The sequence below is a fragment of the Alteromonas sp. I10 genome (assembly GCF_003201515.1).
In the GTDB taxonomy this organism is placed as follows: Bacteria; Pseudomonadota; Gammaproteobacteria; order Enterobacterales; family Alteromonadaceae; genus Alteromonas; species Alteromonas macleodii.
In genome coordinates, this window is the sequence record NZ_QJJN01000009.1 from 1 (window position 1) to 19,535 (window position 19,535).

The following is a 19,535-nucleotide window of genomic DNA, read 5'->3' on the forward strand; positions in this document are numbered from 1 at the left end:
GGCTGTGAAGCACGGTTAGATATAGAACGCATCTCCTCAAACGAAGATAGCCTCAAACACTAAACGAATCACAACGGTCTATATTGATCGCTTACATTGCAGAATACAACAAGATAGTTACGCAAGCCCCTACCCAATTCACCACTAGCGAAATATGTATTAGCTTGCGAGCCAGCAAACAAGCCTACCGAAAGCTGCTGGGCTTGAATGGTCACAACCTATTTAACAATGCCATGACCTACTTAATTTACTTAACAAAAAGAGACGATTTTTACCAAGAGGCCATGGAAGATATTGTAGAAATTTATGAAGAACTTGACTCCAAATATGCCGACTACAATGAACTATTTTCACTTCTACTTGGTTCACCAAACAGTACCAATATAAGTTTATACACAATAAAGAATGATTTAAGAGATTTAGACAGCTTCAAAAAGCTTATGAAGCGGAAATCGAAACTACCGCATAAAAAAGAAAAATTTTTTTGGCTTAGAGTTAATTCAAAACTTGAAAAATACGCAGAAATGGCGGGCGCGCTTAGAAACTTACCAACCACACTTAATGCAATAGAGGCTGCGGTAGATAGCTTCATCGTGACATCAGGGCAAAAAGCTGATTTAGAAAAGCTCAACGCCACATTGAAGGGGTTGAACAAGAAATTTCAACGCGAGCTAGATGATTGGGTAGAAGTAGACAGCATAGTGAAAAATGCTATTGATGACCTGTACTCAAAATTCGGATGGGCAAAATCGAGCGTTAACTTACGACTATTGAGCTTCCTTTTATTGCTTCAGGAAAGCGCGGGAGGAGACGAAGAACTGTTCTTAACTACGATAACACTTACTAATGCCAGCGATGAGCGAAAGGTTATTGTGGTTTAATCCAGACTCTTATACCCGACTACTATTAAAAGCTATCAAACGGAGATTTCAGAATGAAAAATATATTAAACACACAGAAGCAAAAAAGCGTTGTGAAATCACTTAATATCAACGGATACCGAAACGTAATTATAGTAGCGTTGGTTTTATGTATTTCACCAATTAAAGGCAATGCTTCCTCGTCAGGTGAGAAGCAAGTGCCTGGAGCAATTCTTCAAGTGCCTAATGGCGCTTATATAGAGAAAATAATTGAGCGCCTTGACAATCAACAAGCCGTAATAGAACTACAAACTCAGTACATAGAAAAATTAGATAAAAAAGTAAGAACTTTAGAAGATAAAATTAAAGAGCTTGAGAACTTAAAGGAATCCTTATGAGTAACGATGACCTAACAACACTAAAAGAACAAACTGAAAGGTTAAATAACTCCGCAAACACCCTCACACAACCATGGGAACCTGAGCTTGTTTTACATTTAACATACGCTATTTTGAGCTTCACAATCTTAGCATTGCTTTTTGCCACCGTTCTCTTGTGGAGAAAAAATATGTCGTCGCTTGGAATTTTAAAATTATTTGGAATTCTATCGATAATAGGAATGTCTTCAATTTTATTGGTCACTGGTTATAACAAAGATCAACTAACACCAATAGTTGGCTTGTTCGGTGCTATCTCAGGATATTTACTAGGGAAAGAGTCAGAAAGTGGGACTCAACAACCACCTAAAATGGGTTCAGCTTCTCCCGAACCGCCCGCTAAGACTTAAAAAATGTTGTGGCATCGTATTTAAGCGAATAGATACACAAAGAGCACACTAGTTTTTACTAGTGCGCTCTTTAATCTCGCTTTCTTCTTTTTAACTTTTATTCTTTGGCAACCGCCACCGAATAACCATGCTGCTTCAATAGAGCATGTTGCTTTGCTTTACCAAGGTCGTGTGCCACCATCTCTGCGCACATTTCCTCAACGGTAATTTCTGGCACCCAACCTAGCTTTTCTTTTGCCTTTGTAGGGTCGCCTAGTAGCGTTTCAACTTCTGCAGGGCGGAAGTAACGTGGGTCTACTTCTACAATAACATCACCCACTTTCACACCTGGCGCAGTTTCGTTATCTACCGCTGTTACCGTTGCGACTTCTGTCACGCCTTCGCCCGTAAATTCAACAGTAATACCTGCATTCTCTGCTGACATACGCACGAATTCGCGAACCGATATTTGCTTCCCAGTAGCAATAACAAAATCTTCAGGTTGATCTTGCTGCAACATCATCCACTGCATACGTACATAATCTTTTGCGTGACCCCAGTCACGAAGTGCGTCCATGTTGCCTAGGTATAGCTTAGACTCTAAACCTTGCGCGATATTGGCGATACCACGTGTAATTTTACGGGTAACAAATGTTTCACCGCGTCGTGGAGATTCATGGTTAAACAAAATACCGTTACACGCATAAATACCGTAAGACTCGCGATAGTTGACCGCAATCCAGTAGGCATACATTTTTGCTACTGCATATGGCGAGCGAGGGTGAAACGGCGTCGTTTCTTTCTGTGGAATTTCTTGAACTTCACCGTAAAGCTCTGAAGTAGACGCTTGGTAAAATTTAGTTTTCTTTTCAAGCCCTAAGAAGCGAATTGCTTCAAGCAAACGTAGCGTGCCCATAGCGTCTACATCCGCAGTGTACTCAGGTGCCTCAAAAGATACCGCTACGTGAGACTGTGCGCCCAGGTTGTAAACCTCGTCTGGCCGTACTTCTTGCATAATACGGATTAGATTTGACGAATCGGTCAAATCACCATAGTGAAGAATAAAGTTAGCGTTTTCTACATGTGGATCTTCATAAATATGGTCAACACGTTCTGTGTTGAATAAAGAAGCACGACGCTTAATACCGTGTACTTCATATCCTTTTTCAAGTAAAAATTCGGCTAAGTAAGAGCCGTCCTGGCCGGTTACACCGGTAATAAGTGCTTTTTTCATGAAATTTCCGAAAAGTAAATTTATATAATCATCGACTATAGTTAAGCGAAAAGCTCCTCGATACTGTATCCACCCACATCAATATCCGCTTTGCATTTATGTGCGATTAACTCCGCGTCAGCATCTTTATAATGCTCACGATAATTTTTTGCTTTAGACTTGTTCAGTTTTGGAATTACTACATTATCTTCAACTATTTTTCTAGCTATCAGCTCTGGTAGTCCAGTTTTATCAAAATCCTCTACACGATAAACCTCATCAACAAGCGAATTTCCAGCTGAATCGGTAGTGAAAGTTTTAATGTCGACGTATCCGTGCGGGTGTCTATTCTTTTCAACTAACCAAATTTGTATCCAATCTGAAAAGCTAACCTTAAATGCACTGTCAGCTTCGTACTCTGTCACGTAAAATGGATTTCCGTTCTTATCTGGTTTTGAATAATAGTAATTGCTAACGTAACGTGCCCATGGGTTTCTCACGGTGGTAAACTTAAAATAATCGTTCCATTTCCAACCACGCTCACAAAATACATCAAAATACTGCTTGGCAGTCCAGTGCTCATGAAAGTCACCGGTAGATTTTAATTTGTGGTGTTCACTACATTTATCGAATAAACTTCTTATCGACGTTGAGCCTGTTTTGGGATTCGCAAGATATATAAATTTTTTTGTTGATGAGAAGCGCATTATATTCCTAGTTTAAGTATTAGCATTCGTTACTTTGTTGCATAATTAAAGTTTTTAAAGTCATCAGCAAATAGTGCGTTAACTTTGTTAATGTCGTCCGCTTGATAATATTGGTCGACTAACGAAGTAGCATTAGTCCCCGGAAACTTTACTTGCTTCTGAGTTGGGAACTTAAGATCGCAACCAATCTCATCGAGTATGAATGCGGCATCTTTTTCGATATTTTCAAACTTCCCTATGAAATCAAATTTTACTCGATCTGGATGAACGATATCTGATTGTGGGCACCAGTGCTCATTTTTCGCGAAATGATGTTCAGAGTGTAAGAGCCAACCTAAAAAGGTACTGAAGGTAACTTCTACTTTTGAACCGGTCTCCTCTTGAATCTTTAAATAGACTTTGTTCCAAAAGTCTTGAGCATGCATACTATTTTCAACGTTATTGAAAGGTTCAACCTTATTTCTATACGCTGATAATACTCTTGAATATGGGTCTCTAACAAAAGTAAATTTTTTTATCTTCCCATCTTCGAGAATAGCTTGAGCATTATCAACGTTATTCAAATAGGTTAACCCAGAATTCTGCCTATCATGAGCCAAGCCACTATCCAAATAATCTTCAGCGCCATTCAGATACCGAAATATACATTTCCAGTTTGTACAAGCCACCTTTGGTACGTAGGCAAACGTAAAACTCTTTGATTCTAAATATATAAAATTTGATAAATCCAATTACTTTTCTCCTAAGTGCAACTCAATGGTTAGATAACTTATTAATTGCATCAAAAATCGACTTGCTCATTTTTTCTTCCATTTCTATCGCATTAGGAAAAGGAATAGCGTTTCTTTTTCTAAAGTTTTCGAATATTTCGTTTCCTCGGCAAGAAATAGATTCCACGCAAAGCTCCATACTAATATCATGTAAGTTAATAAAGCACTCTTCATTCCATATGCTTCCAATTAATGGATCTCCCCAGTAAATAGGAACACTTCCAGCCATTAAAGCGTGTACAATTTTTTCTGTATTATAGCCGGGGAAAGAAGAGTTTTCACAGGCTATAACGAACTTATATTTGGCGAGTTCTTTTATATACAGTTCGTGCTCTCTTGGAAGTTTGTAACCAGTAGTGTTGAATAAACTCCCATTAGCGTCGACTGAGGTCTTTGCATCTAAATTCTTAAATAGTCTATTGCGAAGCTCACAATTATCGTTACTGTAGCAAAACTGTATATTTGCGCTTTTTACATTGTTGATGTTTCTTTTGTAATAATTGTTAACAGTTGAAAATACGCTGATGCCGTGTCTCCTGACGTAGTTTGGCAGCCACGTATGATTTTCATTTTCAACCACATAATGCGAAAAAATGTGGTCAAACATATCGAAGTCGAGTTGCTTAACCCCTTCTAAGCCGGCGCCATCATGTTCTGCAGAGTAATATACCAGTTTTCCTCTTATCGATTTTTTTAGATCTTTGTATTTAGCTTTTCTAGGTTTATCAGGTGAATACCAACTTACGACAACAATGTCAGCATTTTTCAAATCACTCGTGTAAGTCACATCATAATTTTTTTGTAATAGCGAACCAAAAATAGGGTCTTTGTCAGCCTGAAAACCCGGCCAAAAGCAGTCGAACCCAATAGTGAGCTTTTTATTATTTTTTACAACATTTAATCGAGTGCCACTTTCGAAAGCTCTTGTTTCAGTAACTAATCCAGCTAGTGCCACTGCATCGGAAGTCAAACACGATGAATTTTCTAGTTTTGCGTTTGGCAGATTTAAGATTGAACTGGAATCCTTTACTAGGCTTGAATTGACCAGTCTTAGTTTTATTTTTTGTATACTTTTGCTATTTATAGCATGAGGAAACGGGCAAAAACGTATAAGAGGTTTAGGATATACACTAGCAGTAGGGATATAAAATTCACCGTCATCTATTGAAATTTCAATTAACGACGTGGGATCTTCACTCGCGACAAATTTTAAACCAAGTAGATTTACAGGACTATCAAAGTTAACTATCAACTCTTCGTCAGGTTTAATCAAACAAACCGGCTCAGTCAATAGAGACGAACTAAAGAAACTTGCGTTGGAGCTAGTCTTCAGACTTTGGTATTTTCCAAAGTCTGAAAATCTTGATTTTCGAGAGGAAGTAGAGTGCGACTTCACCGTTGAACACTTTTCACTTTCAACTTCTATGGCAGAACATAGCTTTCGAACAAGCAGTTGTGATGAAGCAACAGAATGATGAAGAGGATCACTATCCTCATAAACATGCGGAAACTCGCTATGTAATATGTCCACTTCTGTCACATTAAAACCAGCTTTTATTAAGGAGCCTTTGCGTACCCTTTTTACGTCACAAAAGTTTTTCGATTGCTCTACTGCTTTAGGGCAGATATTGAAAAGCACTATATGAGGGAGTTCATGACTAAACTCTCTAAATAAATTCCCAAGCTCCCAAAATGTCTTCTCTAGGTATGCTATATCTAAGACGCCCGACTCAGTCATCAAAACATCGTTTATAATTGAGTCTATAACTATCACATCGATTTTGGATACAACTGCCAAACTTTTCAACTTTTTCTCAGCCGAAAGAAAATAGGTCGACGGGACATCTCCAACTCGAACATCAGAGACTACACTTATATCTTGACTTAACTCTAACTCTTTAAAATATGAACCAGATTTTATAGAATTTGATGTCCCTAAAAGAACTATATTTTTATTCATCGAAGCACGACCTGCAATTAAGAGTTTTTGAGCAATACTTTAAAAATACTTACCAATTCACCTTTGAAAGATGAAATTGATAAACGTTCGTCTCTCTCTTTAAGGTGTCTAATAACAGAGTTTCTATGGATTGGTTCGTTAACTATTCTTTCAATATTTTCTTTAGCCTGTGATAGGTCGTCGTAAAATAATGGGTAATCAGCGCCTAAATAACCTTCAAAACCAGTGTGCCTATTTATCACCAAGCAAGCTCCTGCAGAAATACATTCACTTATTAAATTACTGCCAGCCGGTTGAATATAGCTGTTAAACACTACCTGATTTTTTAAGATGTCTTGATACTCATCATTATCTGCCGTGTACATTTCACTTACATAGTCATTTATAGCGCCTAAATTATTCTCGGACAGCTCTTTATTAACAACATCATTAATGAAGTAGTCTCTATCGAGATTACCGGGTATCAACAAAACTTTATTCTCTTTTGGAATATCCAATTTTACAAAATCGGAAAACGATCTCAGATGCCAACCGATATGATAAACTTTACCTGACAAAGCTCGCTCTTCATTAGAACTTGTGATGGGGATATTAGGGTGGAATGTCGTTAGAACTTTGACTTCTGGATAACCAAGCTTTTTCAGTGCCAGCCTCAAATAAGAAGCGTTTTCTTGACTTAGAACAATTAAACCTCGACAGTGCTTTAGACTTTCTATAAATCTTGGCTCCGCTAATAATGCATCCAAGTTTTGTGCTTCTAAATCATATGAATTGCTCTTGTGCGGTGTGGTATGCACAAAAGCAACCCACGGCTTGCGAAAAACAAAAGTTCGGTCAGGGTCGTCCTTGTTCCAAAAAAAAGTACGCTCAATAAATAAATCTAAGTACACTCCATGCTCGTTATGAGTAAGCATTTGATTAACATTGTCTCTAACCCAGTTCCAGCCTAGCAGATGATGATCACCATACGAACCTTCATTTAAACTAAGATCAAACTTATTACTTAGCGCAAGTAGTTTATATTCCGCATCCCCATATTTATCGGCTAATTCTAAGAGTGTATTGTAGTTTGATTCTTGGCGTGCATGAGCTTGACTTTCGCTGATGAAAAAAAGTGCCGAATAATTAACTTGCTTAAAAATACTGCCTGTAAAAGATGCATTCATCCAAAGAGCTAAATCGGTGTAGGCTCCGTACTTTTCCTCTTCAAAGTAACCAACGTCTTCGTGAATTTTTCTTCGCCACACCGAAGATGCATTTGGTATACAATAGCTTCTTAGTACCCTATCAGAGTTCGTTTGAAACATATTTGAATGGTCATAATAGCCAGCATTTAATGTTTCATAACTAACGACGTTTTGAAAATAGTTATAACTTACTTTTACGTCAAACCACTTATCAAAATGTTCGCCGTTTAACTTCCTAGCTAAAAAATCATCATATGAATTAATCTTGCTGTCATTAAATGGGACTGTAACAGGGCTTACTACATCACAAATGTCACTCGCTAGCGCTCTTACGCATGTATCTAGCCACTGCCTCCCCCTGATATCATCTACGTTAAGGTTAGCAATATACTTCGATCTTATGTTTCTAATTGCCACATTCCAACAATCGTAAAGTCCCGGGTCTTTAAAGACTGGTAAATAGTATACGTTTGGGTGCTTATCTGCTAATGTTGCTAGTCTTCTTGAGGTTTTTTCATCATGACTACCAACTACATCCATAAGTATTATTACTGGTGAGGTTTCCCCAGATAAAATATCAGAAATGTCGTTTTCAAAACGAGTGGCATACTCATCGGCCCTGAAAATACTGGAGAACAATGTCACATCTACGGAACCTGTCCGTCGAATAGCTTCAGGTATATATCTTGAAAACTCTGAAGTAGGTACTTGTGTTTCGTAAGTAGCTCTTATTTCTGACCTAGATAGCGCCTTCTCCATCAACACCCAGTTGCTTTGATTGTCACTGTGCTCGTGTTCGGTCGCTGCACTTCCATTATCTATAAAAATGGCATCCACATCTCTACTCAAACAAATGTGCTTATATTGTCCTCCTGACTTTACAGATCGGATCAAGAAGTCAATATCATCCATTCCCATGCCAATGAAGTTCTCATTGTATCCGTTGATTTTTTCAAAAATTAAACGACTGCTCGCTATACGCCCACAACTTCCGTCCCAAGTTAAATTTTCATTGTGATATATATTTTGTGGGAAGAGCTCGTATTTTTCCCAATCTTTGTGGAGCATGGGGGCAGGCCCCGTAGTTTGATGAACTATGCTGTTTTCGCCATCTAAAGCGTTCGTAATATGTTCAACATCGCTTTTATTGACGAAATTATCTGCATCCAGTGAAATTATGTATTCACCAACAGAAAGCCTTGCTGCAGCATTTTTCGCTGCAGCCATATGAAACTTGGCCCACGCCTTTTTAATACGAAAATATTTTAACTTCCCAGTTAAAAGATCAAATGAAAAGTTTTTGTCTATAAAGTTCTGGATATCACTTGAATCTTCACCACCGAAATCAACCACAACAAGTTCTGCACTTTCAAAATTTCGTAAAGTTTCGAGATTAGTTGGCAAAGTTTGTTTTAATTGCCAAAAGCGATTAAATACAGATGTCACAAAAGAGTAAACAACTCCTTCTCCACTAGTTACTTGTTCACAGTTAAGTCTCTGAATATTACATTCAATAAGAGCCTTTGTTTTATTAATAAGCTCTATTCGGCCCTTTTCACTAAGGCTTAGTGATGACTCTATTTCTTCGATCACTTCGCTCGCAGCAATATAGTCCAATTTTGAAAAGTAATATCTAACCTTTCTCATCAACTCCCAAAAATTATCTTTTTTTAACTCGAGCATGTTCTTTATTAATTACCTAATATTTTTCGATTAAAACAGAAGAGGTTTTCCCCCTTTGTGAAAAGATCAAAATCTTTACCTAATATTGCGTTTTGAAAGCTTCTTGAAGGTTTTTTATTTAGTAGCATCCAGTCATGTAGTTCGATTACCAGCAAAGGAGTTTCATCTAGCCATTCTAAATTTTCTTCAAATAAAAGCGATTCGCCGCCCTCAATGTCTAGTTTTACAATCAACAGCTTGTGGTTTTTAAATTGAGATAAATTTAAAATGTCACCAATACCCAAGCACTGAACTTCTCCCAAATCTCTAGCACTACCTGCCGAATCCTCCATACAAAATCTGTAAGCCCACTCACCATGGTTGGGGTCTATAAAACTCCTAGTTTCAATTCTTGAAGATAGTGCCCCTTCAAAAATGAAAACATTCAAGCCTGCTGTATTGGCAGCTAGGATTTCACGATTGCTGACGTCCGGCTCTATTGAAATGACACTTGAATAATTGAACTTTTGACAGAAAAAAGCTGCTGAAGCACCAATATTGGCGCCCCCATCTACAATAAGCGTATTAACTCCATTGTCGTTCAGTTTTCTTTCATATCGTTTGAGAAGTTGAAATTGGGGTATCCAATCGATACCATACTCTCCCTCATTAAAAACCTGATCTAAAACCTTAACATCACTTGAGGACTTATGTCGGTAGTAGAAGCTTCTATCTCCATGATCATACGTTTCTAATTTATCCAATAGCGCTTGAGGAGCTTTATATTGACTTACATCTACAACCTTATGTTCAAGGTTACATAGCGAAAGATTTTTCCTATCTAACTTCTTTTCGATTATTTGTGAGTTTTCTGACTCCAAATATTCAAAGTGCATAACTATTTTATTAAGCGTATCAGTATCTAAGCCCAGAGCAGAACACCGCTCTAGCGTTGACTCAGCAAGCTTGTAATCACCGTCTTGATAAAGATGTGAACATGATAAAACGGCGTAGGCAAAAACGTTCTCCCTCGCAATATTTTCACTATCAATAAGAAATGACTTTAACGATTCAAAATCCCTCTTAAACAGCAGCGTGGCGACGACACTATTAAGGTCAAAATGGATTTCTTTAGAGAACTTTTCTAACTTTTTGACATTAAAAGTCATTCAACACTTCCTTTCACGTCAATACCAAACTTATTTAGAATCAAATGTTTTTTATCATTTTTTTTATCTTCCACACACTTCGAGCTTGTTGACTCTAAAGTTTTCTCTAAAACAAATAGCATGCGATTAGCATGGGACAGTTCTTCCTCTAGAAACTCATTGTTATTCAATATTTCTCTGTATTTTTCTTTCTCAGAGTCTAATGTCGCCTTTAATGTATCATTTTCATTCTTAAGACTCTGGTTCCAGACCTTATGCTCGTTATGCCAATGCGCTTCATGCTTTAGCTTTAAACTTTGTGATTGTAATTCGTCCTCAAGCAATTTTGTTTTTTGTAATAGGTCTAGTTCTAGTTCTTTATTTTTACGCGTATTGTTTTCCTGTACTTCCGTTAGCTGCTTTTGATTTTCTCTGCTTCGCTGCTCGGCTGTTTTCAGCTGCTCTTTAGCCTGCTGCAATTCGTCGCCTAACTGCTTTTGCTTTTCTTCACTCTGCTGTTGCGCAGTTTGCAATTGCTCTTTAGCCTGCTGTAATTCGTCGCCTAACTGCTTTTGCTTTTCATCACTCTGCTGTTGCGCAGTTTGCAATTGCTCTTTAGCCTGCTGCAATTCATCGCCTAACTGCTTTTGCTTCTCTTCACTCTGCTGTTGCGCAGTTTGCAGTTGCTCTTTAGCATGCTTCAATTCATCGCCTAACTGCTTTTGCTTCTCTTCACTCTGCTGTTTCGCAGCGTGAAGTTGCTCTTTAGCATGCTGCAATTCGTCGCCCAACTGCTTTTGCTTTTCTTCACTTTGTTGTTTAGCTGCTTGCAACTGTTGCTTGGTCTGCTGTAACTCTTCATCAACGATTTTAGCATTGCTTTGAGAGGCATTAAACTGGCTCTCCAGCTCTGCTTTAATTTCTCTATGCTGCTGCCTTTGGCTAAAGTAGCTCAGTGCTTGCTTAGTATTTACTTGTTTAGTCGCCACGAAATTGGAGTACGGTGGCATAGGTTCAGCTAATGCAAGGTAATCTCGCCCACATTCTGTAAACTCTTTTTCAAGCTTTTCTGCTGGTTTACTTTCACCATAAACAGGCTTTAATGAACTTTGAATTACCACATGGGTGAACGCATTTAATAATTGATTGTTCAAGCATTGCTGCTCTGCACCGTTAAGTTGCGAAATAAGCAAACAGGGGCGGCTTTCTGAAATGTCAAACTGCTGTAGTAAAGGCTTTAGCTCAATAACTGCGGTGTCTTGTTCAGTAAATTCCAGTGCAGGTCGAATACTTTTAATCACATTAGGGGGGAGTACAGAAGAATAGCCCGGCACATTTGAAACAAAGCACCGCATGCTTTTTTGGTTAGCTTCAAACGCTGGTACGCCATGCTTTATTACCACACTCTCAGGCGAGCTTTTAGCGTTATGCAGTAATGTGGCTTTTTCAAACATTGCAGGTTCTGGCTCTACCAAAACAACTTGTGTTGCTGTTAAAGAAAACAACCAATTAAGCATAGCTTCAGTACGTGCACCAAGAACTAACACGCACTTGGGTTGCATCGACAGCCCTTTCACTATTTGTAATAAATCACTCATAGCCCCTCCTTACGTTCTTTTAGAACTTTGCAACCATACCTGATATCAGCTTCTGCCAGTTTTCAAGCGGCTGGTTAACTTTAAGCTTCTTACGGTCGAGCGTATGAAGCCTGTCAGCTAGCTTGGTTAGCAGCTCCTTTATGAACAACTTGTCTTCTTCTTTTAAGCTGTCGATTGCGTTTTGCTGCTGCTCGTTTAGCTGTGCAGGTAAATCGAGTACTAGTTTTAGCCCCCACTTGTCTTCTATTGCAGGCGGCCAGCTAGCCAGTGGCGCTTGGTTGTTGGCAAGTTCTCTAAACTCCAAGCTTCCGTATTCGGTGAATACTTTATCTTTTATTTGCTTTGCGCCAACTTTAATATCGAAAGCGGGGTAGCTAGTGCCGTTTGCTTGTAAGTTTTCAATACAAATAAGTAAATGCTCGTTTGTAGCGCCTACCATGTTTTGTTTAAGGCTTAGCTTTTTAAAGTTAAGCGGTTTAGGTGCTGGGCTGGGCGTAAGCTTTCTTAGTGCAGTTGAAAGTTTTAATAGCTTTTCTGGCCATGGGGCAATGTCTATATTTGCGGTGGCATCTGTACGTTGCACGTCGCTTTGCTGAAGTTTAGTTTGTAGTTCCTCAACTATTCCTATAAGCAATAGGTGATCTTCTGCTGATAGCTCTGCCAACGCTTTTTTGCCTGCATCAGTAAATGGGCTAAGTAGCGAAAAGTCGCATACTTTATTGCTGCCCGTTTTAACAAATTTTGACAATGGGTAAACACGTTTGTTATCTGGCGCATGAAACTCAACGTCTAGTACACCTTTTCTGTCGTTTACAATTACAGAAAATGCATTCCAGTGTTTGTCGGCGTGCTCTACTTGAGTGAAACGAGCAGTTATGCGCTGCAGATCTTTTTGGTTTGCACCACCGGTTAAGGTTACGCCTTCACTTAGTACCAGATGTGGGAAGCGCTCCTCTATTTTGCTCTTAAATTCACTAAGAGCTTTGTTATCGGGTGACTCGCCTTTTAATTTTTGGTATTCAGTAAAATAAAACTCTAGCTCTTCTTGAAGCTGCTTTATTTGTAACTGTAATAGTTCCTGTTCACTCATAGCGTTTTCTAACTCTTTCCTTAATGCTGGCCCATTACCTTCTGAATTTGACAACTTAGCCTCTAGCTTATTTATTAGGCCTGCGCTTGTATTTTTATGTTCTTCGAATTGTACATAAATACTTTCTAGCTCTTCTTGCAATTGGCTTATTTGCAATACTAAGAGCGCGTTCTCATCTTCTGCAGCCAACAATTTTTCTTTTAACGTATTAACAACCTCAGGGTCTGGCTGTTTTTCTTTCGTTGCAGCTTTTAATTGCGTATTCGTTTGCTCTGCGTTTTCTAACTGCTGTTGCACCTGCGTTAGTTTTGAAAAGGTTACTTCTAATTCTTCTTGAAGCTGTTGAATTTGAAGTTGTAACAGCGCGTTTTCATCTGCGTTAACTTTATTCTCTTTTATTAGAAATTGCGTTTCAGAATTAGCTTCGGCCAACTTGCGATTGATGTCGGTATACTTAACTTCTAAGTCGGCAATTGTAACTTTGCTGTTTTCAGCATCAGTAAAAACAGCCTCTAGTTCTTCTTGCAACTGCTGAATTTGAAGCACTAGCAGTTCATTCTCGCTTTTTTGTTTATTGCTTTCAGCTACAAGTGCTTTGTTTTCCCCACTAGCCTGCGCTAGTTCAGAGTTAATATCGCGGTTTTGCTGTGTTAGTTCGGCAATAGCAGCTTGGTTTTTTTTAGCTTCAGTTTCCTTTGTTTCTAACTCGCCTTGAAGAACTTGAATTTTTTGCTTGTTTAACTTCACTTCTTCGTGCTGTTCTTTAAGCGCTTTTTCAATGCCTTCTTTTTCGTTTTTAGCGGCGTTTAATAATAAATCTTTCTTCGCATTTTCATTCTTTGCACTTATAAGGCTTTGATACTGCTGCAAACTGAAGTGAACAACCTTAGCCCACGACTCAGTATTATCATCTACGCTAAAACCTTCGAACTGCTGCAGTATTTCATTTGAATCAATATTCCCCTTCAGCGCACAACGCACTGTTTGAGCTAGTGCTTGCTGCTCGTTTGACAACACAGAATTACTTAACAATTTGATAGAAAATTGCTCGCCCAATAAGTACTGATGCTGCTGTAAAGCTTTGAAGTAACTGTTCCAGTTTTCTAAAGCGTTAGATAATTCAGCTTCTTTTACAGGCCTACTAGCAAATAGCGCAACCACATAAGCTTCTGGCGAAACAAGCAATGCTGTAATCGATTGTGCCTTGCTTATATCTTCACCTGTCTGCTTTATCGCTATATTTAGGTTTGGCGCGGCTGCATTAACAACGCTTTTTATAAAACCAGCAGCATTGCTTTGCGATTCCTGTTCTTCAGACCAATTTAGGCTTAAAGCGAGCGCCCCTTGTTGAATTTGGTGTTCTTTTTCTTCACCCTGAATACCTGCATAAGTGAACAAGCTTTCATTAGGTGCAATGACTAACGTTTGACCCACTTAAAATTCCTTAATTGTGCTGCTCAAAGATGAACTTACTGTTTTGCTATTAGCCATTTTCATTAATAAAGCTCTTTATTGCAAAGTACCAGCGTTCTAGCGAATATTGAGGGGTTTTACCCTTACAATCAGTTTTGTGTATTTTTTCTGCGATTGCTTGAGTTAACTCTACCGTACGTAACTTTAATGCTGGGTTGTCAACATTAACTGATAATACGTTATTTACTTTACTGTCTGCTGACAAAAGCACATTAAAAAATGTAGGTTTTGCAGCCCCCTCAATGTTAGCCTCGCCACTGAGCGCCAACTTGTTATTAGGTGCATTGTTGGCGTCAGTTTTAGTTATTAAAGCTAGTTTCTTAACCGCTATTTTTATACTGGCACTACTAGTGTCACTATTGCTTACTTCTTTTGTTTTTACTTCTGATAACCTGGCAATAAGCGTTTCAATTGTTTGGCACCACATTTCTAAGCCACCAATAGTGCTTTCTATTACGTTATTTTCAAACAAAGCCTGTTGTTTCGATAACGCTATGTGCAGCTGCATTAGTATAGTTATCAAATCAGATTGGTCGGTGGTTGAAAGCTTGTAGAACGCACTATTTTCAGCGTTTTCGGGCATTACTAGCATGTAGTCGGTAACGCCGTTATTACCACTTGTTACAAACTGACGTAGAGGGAAGTAGCGATGAGGCAATGGCGCATAGAATTCTACTTCCGCTCTTTCACCACGCTTATTAACAATGATAGGAAACGGTTTGCTCTCGCCCGATGTAAGTACAATTCCGCTTACGTTCATAACTAAGCGGCTTACGTTTTCTTTAACAAACCCTCCGCTTATAGTGACTTGGCAGTTTGAAGTGTCGACACTGTCTCTAGCCGTAAAGGATTTAACTTCGGAGATTGGAAACGATGTATTAGTTTTATGATCTGGAGCAAGTTTTTGCAGAACATTTGTTTCTTCGCTTACTGCTTCATCCGAAAACACGCTTTGCTTTTCTTGCTCTTTAGACCAGTGCTTTTTTTTGTGTTCTAGCTCATTAACAATGTCAAAGAAGGGTTTGGTAGCCGCCTGTTCCACAATGTTTAAACTATTTTCAAACTCGCCACTTTCTACCATTTGATTAAACGACAATGGCCCTGTTAAACGCCAGACATCATTACTATTGCGCTCTTTCAAGTTTTTTAAAATGCGATTCCAAATCCATTCTAGTGCGGGATGACCAGCCCGACACCCTATTGCGCCGTTCATAATACCGCCATGCCACTTTCTAACTAAAAGTAGTAAGTCGCTAGACAGCAAAGGTTGTATAGGCGCCTTACATCTAATACCGCAATCAACATAAAACCCACCCATTTTTAAACAATAAGCTACACGAAATATGTCAGACTGCATGGCAGGAAGTGCCGCTAACTTGAACAAGCTTTCTACTTCACTGTTGTAATGCTGACCAATAAAGGCGCAGGCTTCTTCATACCCAAACAGCTTGTGTTCCATTGAAGGGTTGTAGTTCTTCCATGTTTCTACTAATTCTGCAATATCGTTTGGTAACTCTGGCGTATTCCAGTACTGAACAATAGTATTAGGTGTCATACTTCGATCTTAAAAATGCTGCATTTTGTTCGTAGATAGCGTAAAACTGAGATACTAACTCTTCGTTGGTGAACATTGCAGTTCCACCTAGCTCCACATTGGGCCCGTCTATTGATAGTACGTTTGTTCCTTTTGATTCCTTTCTACTAACTTCAACACATTGAATGCCAGGGGGAACAAGAGGAATAAGCTGGTTTAACGGCTCTAACTGTGAGTTTATAGCGATATCACTTCCTCTTTCACCCACGATTCGCTCACAGATTCGTTTTGCGTACTCGATCAACAATACCGATGCAGGATGATTGAAAGTGAAGAAAGTTCTCGATTGCTTGCGGGTAGACTCTATAAAATCTGCAATTTTTACATCTACTACTGCATCTCTTGCTTTCAATTCGTCAAGCGACTTTTGATCTTCTTTACCATATTCTTGTTTATTGTAGAACGGGTCTGACAACCAGTTCGCAACCTGCTGCTGACTGATCCCTAACAGCCATCCATCAAGAATAGTTTTATTATGATATTCGCCAAGAGGCCCCCTAAGTGTGGTTACTTCAGGGTGGCGAATGTACATCAAATCGGGGGTAAAGCCGCTAAAATAAAGGTTCAAAATAGTATGCGTTTTATCGCCATACAAGCGCTTTATTTCGCTGGTTCGAATAAACTTACATGGGTAAGCATCTGAAATCATTTGCGTAACAATAACATCTGCATCGTTGAGCGCGTCGCGATATTCTGCCTCATCGCTATCTTTCAATAAATGAACAATTGGCGTAGCTGTTACGCTTATGGTTGGTACAAGCTTTTCGATATAGTTAGCAAGGGGCCTAGCCTGGCAATTGCCAATAACAACTAATTTCATGCCACTGTCACCTTACTACCGCCTTACTACACACACACGACTTCGTACGTTGAAAAAATTTGATTGATAACACTATATAGACCGTTCTAACTTTGTAACCTTGTACCATACCAATTAGTTAAGCGGTAAATCATCCATTTTCGTATTTTTTTCTAACGGCTTTCCAATATCTTTTGATGAAATATCATCTTGTGCGGCGATATTTCCAGGCATGGTCATCTGTGGGTCTGGCGCAACCGCAGGAAACTCTTCGTCTAATTGTAAAGTTTCAGATTCAGGAGACATATAAGACAAGTCACCTTCAGGTGCTTCAGAAAATTGCATCTCTCGTTCTATTTCAGCAAGGAGTTCAGGATCGGTTTGTAGACCTAGTTTAGCGGCATCAGAATTATTTCTTTCAAGATACAAATCATCGGTATTTGAATCTTGCGGTAGAGGTATGCTTTCGCTCTGGGTATTTTCACTAAAGGAAACTGGGGAAGTATTACTGTTTTCTAGCGACTGGTCCGCACTGTCATTCGGAAATAAATCGAAAAACAAGACGAAAAAAACTACAATCACAACAAAACCTGTTATAACGCTTATTGTTTTCATCGCTAATTCCTTTTTGGCCAAGCTAAAATCAATCAATTGATGCTTTGCATTCTACCACTAAATAACAGGTATAACACCTTGAGTTTACTTAAGCAGAGGCGATATGAAAAAAACATTTATTTTTCTCTATAAAACTTTTATTTACCGCCAACTGCTTGGCTACAGCGCCCTCTTAATGTGCTCATTTACTGTTCAATCACAAGAGAACAATGTACTTCCTTTAGTAAACCACCCCGCGAAAGGAGTTAACTTTTTCTATTTGAACGGCAGAGATCAAGAAGACTTCGTGCAAGTGGCTGAGAAACTCTTTTTCGGGGACAACGCTTGTAAAGGCATTAGAGCTGATATTTCAGAACGTTTTGAGAACTCTTTGAAGGAAATTAAAAGCGCAGGGTTTGACTGGGTTCGATTACTCGTAAGCAAAGATTTTTACAACATTTACGCCCCCCGGTGTGGTTTTAGTATGGACGAAATTTATCCTGTATTAGCCGACAAACACCTATCTGTACTTGCTCAGCTTGTTGGAAAAGTGGCAGAGCATGGCCTTAAAATTGAGCTTGTACTGTCTGGAACGAGGTGGTTCGCAGACCCTAGAAATGATGTAAGGTTTTTTGAATCGATTTTGCTTGGCATACCGCTTGAGCATGTAAACATGATAATATTGGGTGGAGATGTTCAACCGTCTAACGCCCAGTACCAAGCTGACTGGCTTCTTCAGGTTTTACCCCATTTTTTAAATCACAAATACAGTAGTTTAGCTTCTCAGAACTATTTATTTGACACGGTAACTTATCGCAACAAAGATCAAGCATTGGCCTATGTTAAATGGGTAAAAAAACACTTCCCACAACTTAGCTATTTACCAGTTAATCTATACAACCGTACTCTTCCGCCTTCCAGTAGTTGGCGTGATTACTCGACTGCGCTCAAAGAGTTTATAGCTATATACAAGCAAGCAAACCTTCCTTTATGGATAGATGAGTATGGTTTTAGGTTAAGCAACGAATCGGAAAGCGTTCAGTATACGGAAGCCGATAGAGTTGCTTATTTGAAAGGCTTTTATCATGCATTGTCGTGCGAGAACCCTATAACAGCTGCATATTTTATATGGACTGCAGGCAATGATCGTCACGTTTCATTCCCTGACAAAGATACTGATAGAACGCCTTTCGGTCTGTTTAGCGGCTATGAAAATAACAAACCAATCACCACACCGGCATGGGATGAAGTAGCGTTATTCAACACTACCTCATCGTACTGCGAGCAATTAATTAAAGATTAGATAAAAAGTATTTTATTTAATGTATGGGGCTAATACAGATTCGTCTACCACCTTAGGGTTATACGGCTTTGCATTACCTCTTTCTACTGCATTTTCGACCATTTCGACAAATTCTTCGATGGGTATATCGGCAGATGCAGACAGAATACTCTGAACCTCGTAGTTCCACCACTTCAGTTGAACAAGCCTATCAATTGCATTTTGAGGGAAACGAAAACGAATTATCTTAGCAGGAACGCCCCCTACGATAGCGTAAGGAGGGACATCTTTCGTTACTAAAGCTTTTGACGCCAATATTGCACCGTCGCCAATGGAAACTCCGCGGGCAATTGTTACATCTTCTCCAATCCAAACGTCGTTGCCAATGGTCGCACTAAGGGTATTTTTAGGCTCTTGATTATTTACTTGGAAGTTTTCTATTTCGGGATGGTCTTTAAAAAACTGTGCGTTGGTAATAGCCTGGCGGTCGTAAGTAATATTGGCCGTTGTAAACCGACTTATGGGGTGGTCTATCCCCATCACAGATACTCTAGCTCCTATAGAACAATACCGGCCGATGACGGTGTTTATTGGAAAAACACTTCGCGTAAATGAAAACGAGCCCATAGAAAATAAAAAACTACCATTGATGTAGTTACTATAAGGCTCAATACGGCCGTTAGAGGGAAATACGAGCTGGTCAGTTGGTCGAAATCGTCCTTGTACTTTGCAGTTGCCAAATGGTGTGAAGTAAACGCGATGCTCATTCAAATAGGCCAGTAATTCGTCGCTTACTGTAATTCTATGGATCACTTCTGTTTCCTTTTTTGCT

General features: G+C 39.0%; 15 protein-coding genes and 1 pseudogene. 4 read left to right on the forward strand and 12 right to left on the reverse strand.

What is annotated here, in order from left to right:
* Positions 1-83 precede the first annotated feature (83 nt).
* From BZA03_RS15980 to BZA03_RS15990, 3 genes are read left to right on the forward strand one after another with little or no spacing between them, the layout of a single operon-like run.
* Complete coding sequence (locus tag BZA03_RS15980) at positions 84-881, forward strand: hypothetical protein (RefSeq protein ID WP_110289306.1); 798 nt, start codon at positions 84-86, stop codon at positions 879-881.
* A gap of 53 nt (positions 882-934) precedes the next feature.
* On the forward strand, positions 935-1,258 hold the full coding sequence (locus tag BZA03_RS15985) for a hypothetical protein (RefSeq protein ID WP_110289307.1): 324 nt from the start codon (positions 935-937) through the stop codon (positions 1,256-1,258).
* Positions 1,255-1,647 (forward strand): hypothetical protein, encoded by a 393-nt coding sequence (locus tag BZA03_RS15990; protein WP_110289308.1) that lies wholly within the window; start codon positions 1,255-1,257, stop codon positions 1,645-1,647. Before BZA03_RS15985 ends, BZA03_RS15990 begins: the two co-directional genes overlap by 4 nt.
* A gap of 97 nt (positions 1,648-1,744) precedes the next feature.
* Here BZA03_RS15990 and gmd read toward each other — a convergent pair whose 3' ends face one another.
* The 11 genes from gmd to BZA03_RS16045 form a co-directional block, all read right to left on the reverse strand.
* The gene (gene gmd, locus BZA03_RS15995) at positions 1,745-2,860 is read right to left on the reverse strand and encodes a GDP-mannose 4,6-dehydratase (RefSeq protein ID WP_110289309.1); all 1,116 of its coding nucleotides are present in this window, start codon (positions 2,858-2,860) and stop codon (positions 1,745-1,747) included.
* Between the two features lie 41 nt (positions 2,861-2,901).
* The gene (locus BZA03_RS16000) at positions 2,902-3,546 is read right to left on the reverse strand and encodes a sulfotransferase family 2 domain-containing protein (protein WP_110289310.1); all 645 of its coding nucleotides are present in this window, start codon (positions 3,544-3,546) and stop codon (positions 2,902-2,904) included.
* Between the two features lie 29 nt (positions 3,547-3,575).
* Positions 3,576-4,277: a sulfotransferase family protein gene (locus BZA03_RS16005; protein WP_110289311.1), complete on the reverse strand. Its 702-nt coding sequence runs from the start codon at positions 4,275-4,277 to the stop codon at positions 3,576-3,578.
* Positions 4,278-4,299: 22 nt separating this feature from the next.
* Positions 4,300-6,276, reverse strand: coding sequence for a glycosyltransferase family 10 domain-containing protein (locus BZA03_RS16010; protein ID WP_110289312.1), 1,977 nt, complete (start codon positions 6,274-6,276; stop codon positions 4,300-4,302).
* A gap of 17 nt (positions 6,277-6,293) precedes the next feature.
* Positions 6,294-9,146 (reverse strand): glycosyltransferase, encoded by a 2,853-nt coding sequence (locus BZA03_RS16015; protein ID WP_110289313.1) that lies wholly within the window; start codon positions 9,144-9,146, stop codon positions 6,294-6,296.
* Between the two features lie 8 nt (positions 9,147-9,154).
* On the reverse strand, positions 9,155-10,294 hold the full coding sequence (locus BZA03_RS16020; RefSeq protein WP_110289314.1) for an FkbM family methyltransferase: 1,140 nt from the start codon (positions 10,292-10,294) through the stop codon (positions 9,155-9,157).
* On the reverse strand, positions 10,291-11,871 hold the full coding sequence (locus BZA03_RS16025) for a hypothetical protein (RefSeq protein WP_110289315.1): 1,581 nt from the start codon (positions 11,869-11,871) through the stop codon (positions 10,291-10,293). The genes BZA03_RS16020 and BZA03_RS16025 overlap by 4 nt, the downstream gene beginning before the upstream one ends.
* Positions 11,872-11,890: 19 nt before the next feature.
* Entirely contained in the window at positions 11,891-14,395 is a 2,505-nt protein-coding gene (locus BZA03_RS16030) for a hypothetical protein (protein WP_110289316.1), read from the reverse strand.
* A gap of 49 nt (positions 14,396-14,444) precedes the next feature.
* Positions 14,445-15,989: a glycosyltransferase family 32 protein gene (locus BZA03_RS16035; RefSeq protein ID WP_110289317.1), complete on the reverse strand. Its 1,545-nt coding sequence runs from the start codon at positions 15,987-15,989 to the stop codon at positions 14,445-14,447.
* Complete coding sequence (locus tag BZA03_RS16040; protein WP_110289318.1) at positions 15,979-16,848, reverse strand: WcbI family polysaccharide biosynthesis putative acetyltransferase; 870 nt, start codon at positions 16,846-16,848, stop codon at positions 15,979-15,981. The genes BZA03_RS16035 and BZA03_RS16040 overlap by 11 nt, the downstream gene beginning before the upstream one ends.
* Positions 16,849-16,962: 114 nt before the next feature.
* Positions 16,963-17,442, reverse strand: coding sequence for a hypothetical protein (locus BZA03_RS16045; protein WP_110289319.1), 480 nt, complete (start codon positions 17,440-17,442; stop codon positions 16,963-16,965).
* Positions 17,443-17,545: 103 nt separating this feature from the next.
* Here BZA03_RS16045 and BZA03_RS16050 point away from each other — a divergent pair, with 103 nt between their 5' ends.
* A complete protein-coding gene (locus BZA03_RS16050) occupies positions 17,546-18,724 on the forward strand; it encodes a hypothetical protein (RefSeq protein ID WP_110289320.1) in 1,179 nt (392 codons plus the stop codon).
* Positions 18,725-18,930: 206 nt separating this feature from the next.
* Here the strand turns inward: BZA03_RS16050 and BZA03_RS20715 are convergent.
* A pseudogene (locus BZA03_RS20715) lies at positions 18,931-19,093 on the reverse strand (hypothetical protein); the annotation flags it as partial.
* Positions 19,094-19,535: the final 442 nt, after the last annotated feature.

What these genes read in the sequence shown, in the direction of transcription:
- BZA03_RS15985 (WP_110289307.1), top strand. Translation starts at nt 935, where the DNA reads ATGAAAAATATATTAAACACACAGAAGCAAAAAAGCGTTGTGAAATCA.
- BZA03_RS15990 (WP_110289308.1), top strand. Translation starts at nt 1,255, where the DNA reads ATGAGTAACGATGACCTAACAACACTAAAAGAACAAACTGAAAGGTTA.
- gmd (WP_110289309.1), bottom strand. Translation starts at nt 2,860, where the DNA reads ATGAAAAAAGCACTTATTACCGGTGTAACCGGCCAGGACGGCTCTTAC.
- BZA03_RS16000 (WP_110289310.1), bottom strand. Translation starts at nt 3,546, where the DNA reads ATGCGCTTCTCATCAACAAAAAAATTTATATATCTTGCGAATCCCAAA.
- BZA03_RS16010 (WP_110289312.1), bottom strand. Translation starts at nt 6,276, where the DNA reads ATGAATAAAAATATAGTTCTTTTAGGGACATCAAATTCTATAAAATCT.
- BZA03_RS16015 (WP_110289313.1), bottom strand. Translation starts at nt 9,146, where the DNA reads ATGCTCGAGTTAAAAAAAGATAATTTTTGGGAGTTGATGAGAAAGGTT.
- BZA03_RS16020 (WP_110289314.1), bottom strand. Translation starts at nt 10,294, where the DNA reads ATGACTTTTAATGTCAAAAAGTTAGAAAAGTTCTCTAAAGAAATCCAT.
- BZA03_RS16025 (WP_110289315.1), bottom strand. Translation starts at nt 11,871, where the DNA reads ATGAGTGATTTATTACAAATAGTGAAAGGGCTGTCGATGCAACCCAAG.
- BZA03_RS16035 (WP_110289317.1), bottom strand. Translation starts at nt 15,989, where the DNA reads ATGACACCTAATACTATTGTTCAGTACTGGAATACGCCAGAGTTACCA.
- BZA03_RS16040 (WP_110289318.1), bottom strand. Translation starts at nt 16,848, where the DNA reads ATGAAATTAGTTGTTATTGGCAATTGCCAGGCTAGGCCCCTTGCTAAC.
- BZA03_RS16045 (WP_110289319.1), bottom strand. Translation starts at nt 17,442, where the DNA reads ATGAAAACAATAAGCGTTATAACAGGTTTTGTTGTGATTGTAGTTTTT.
- BZA03_RS16050 (WP_110289320.1), top strand. Translation starts at nt 17,546, where the DNA reads ATGAAAAAAACATTTATTTTTCTCTATAAAACTTTTATTTACCGCCAA.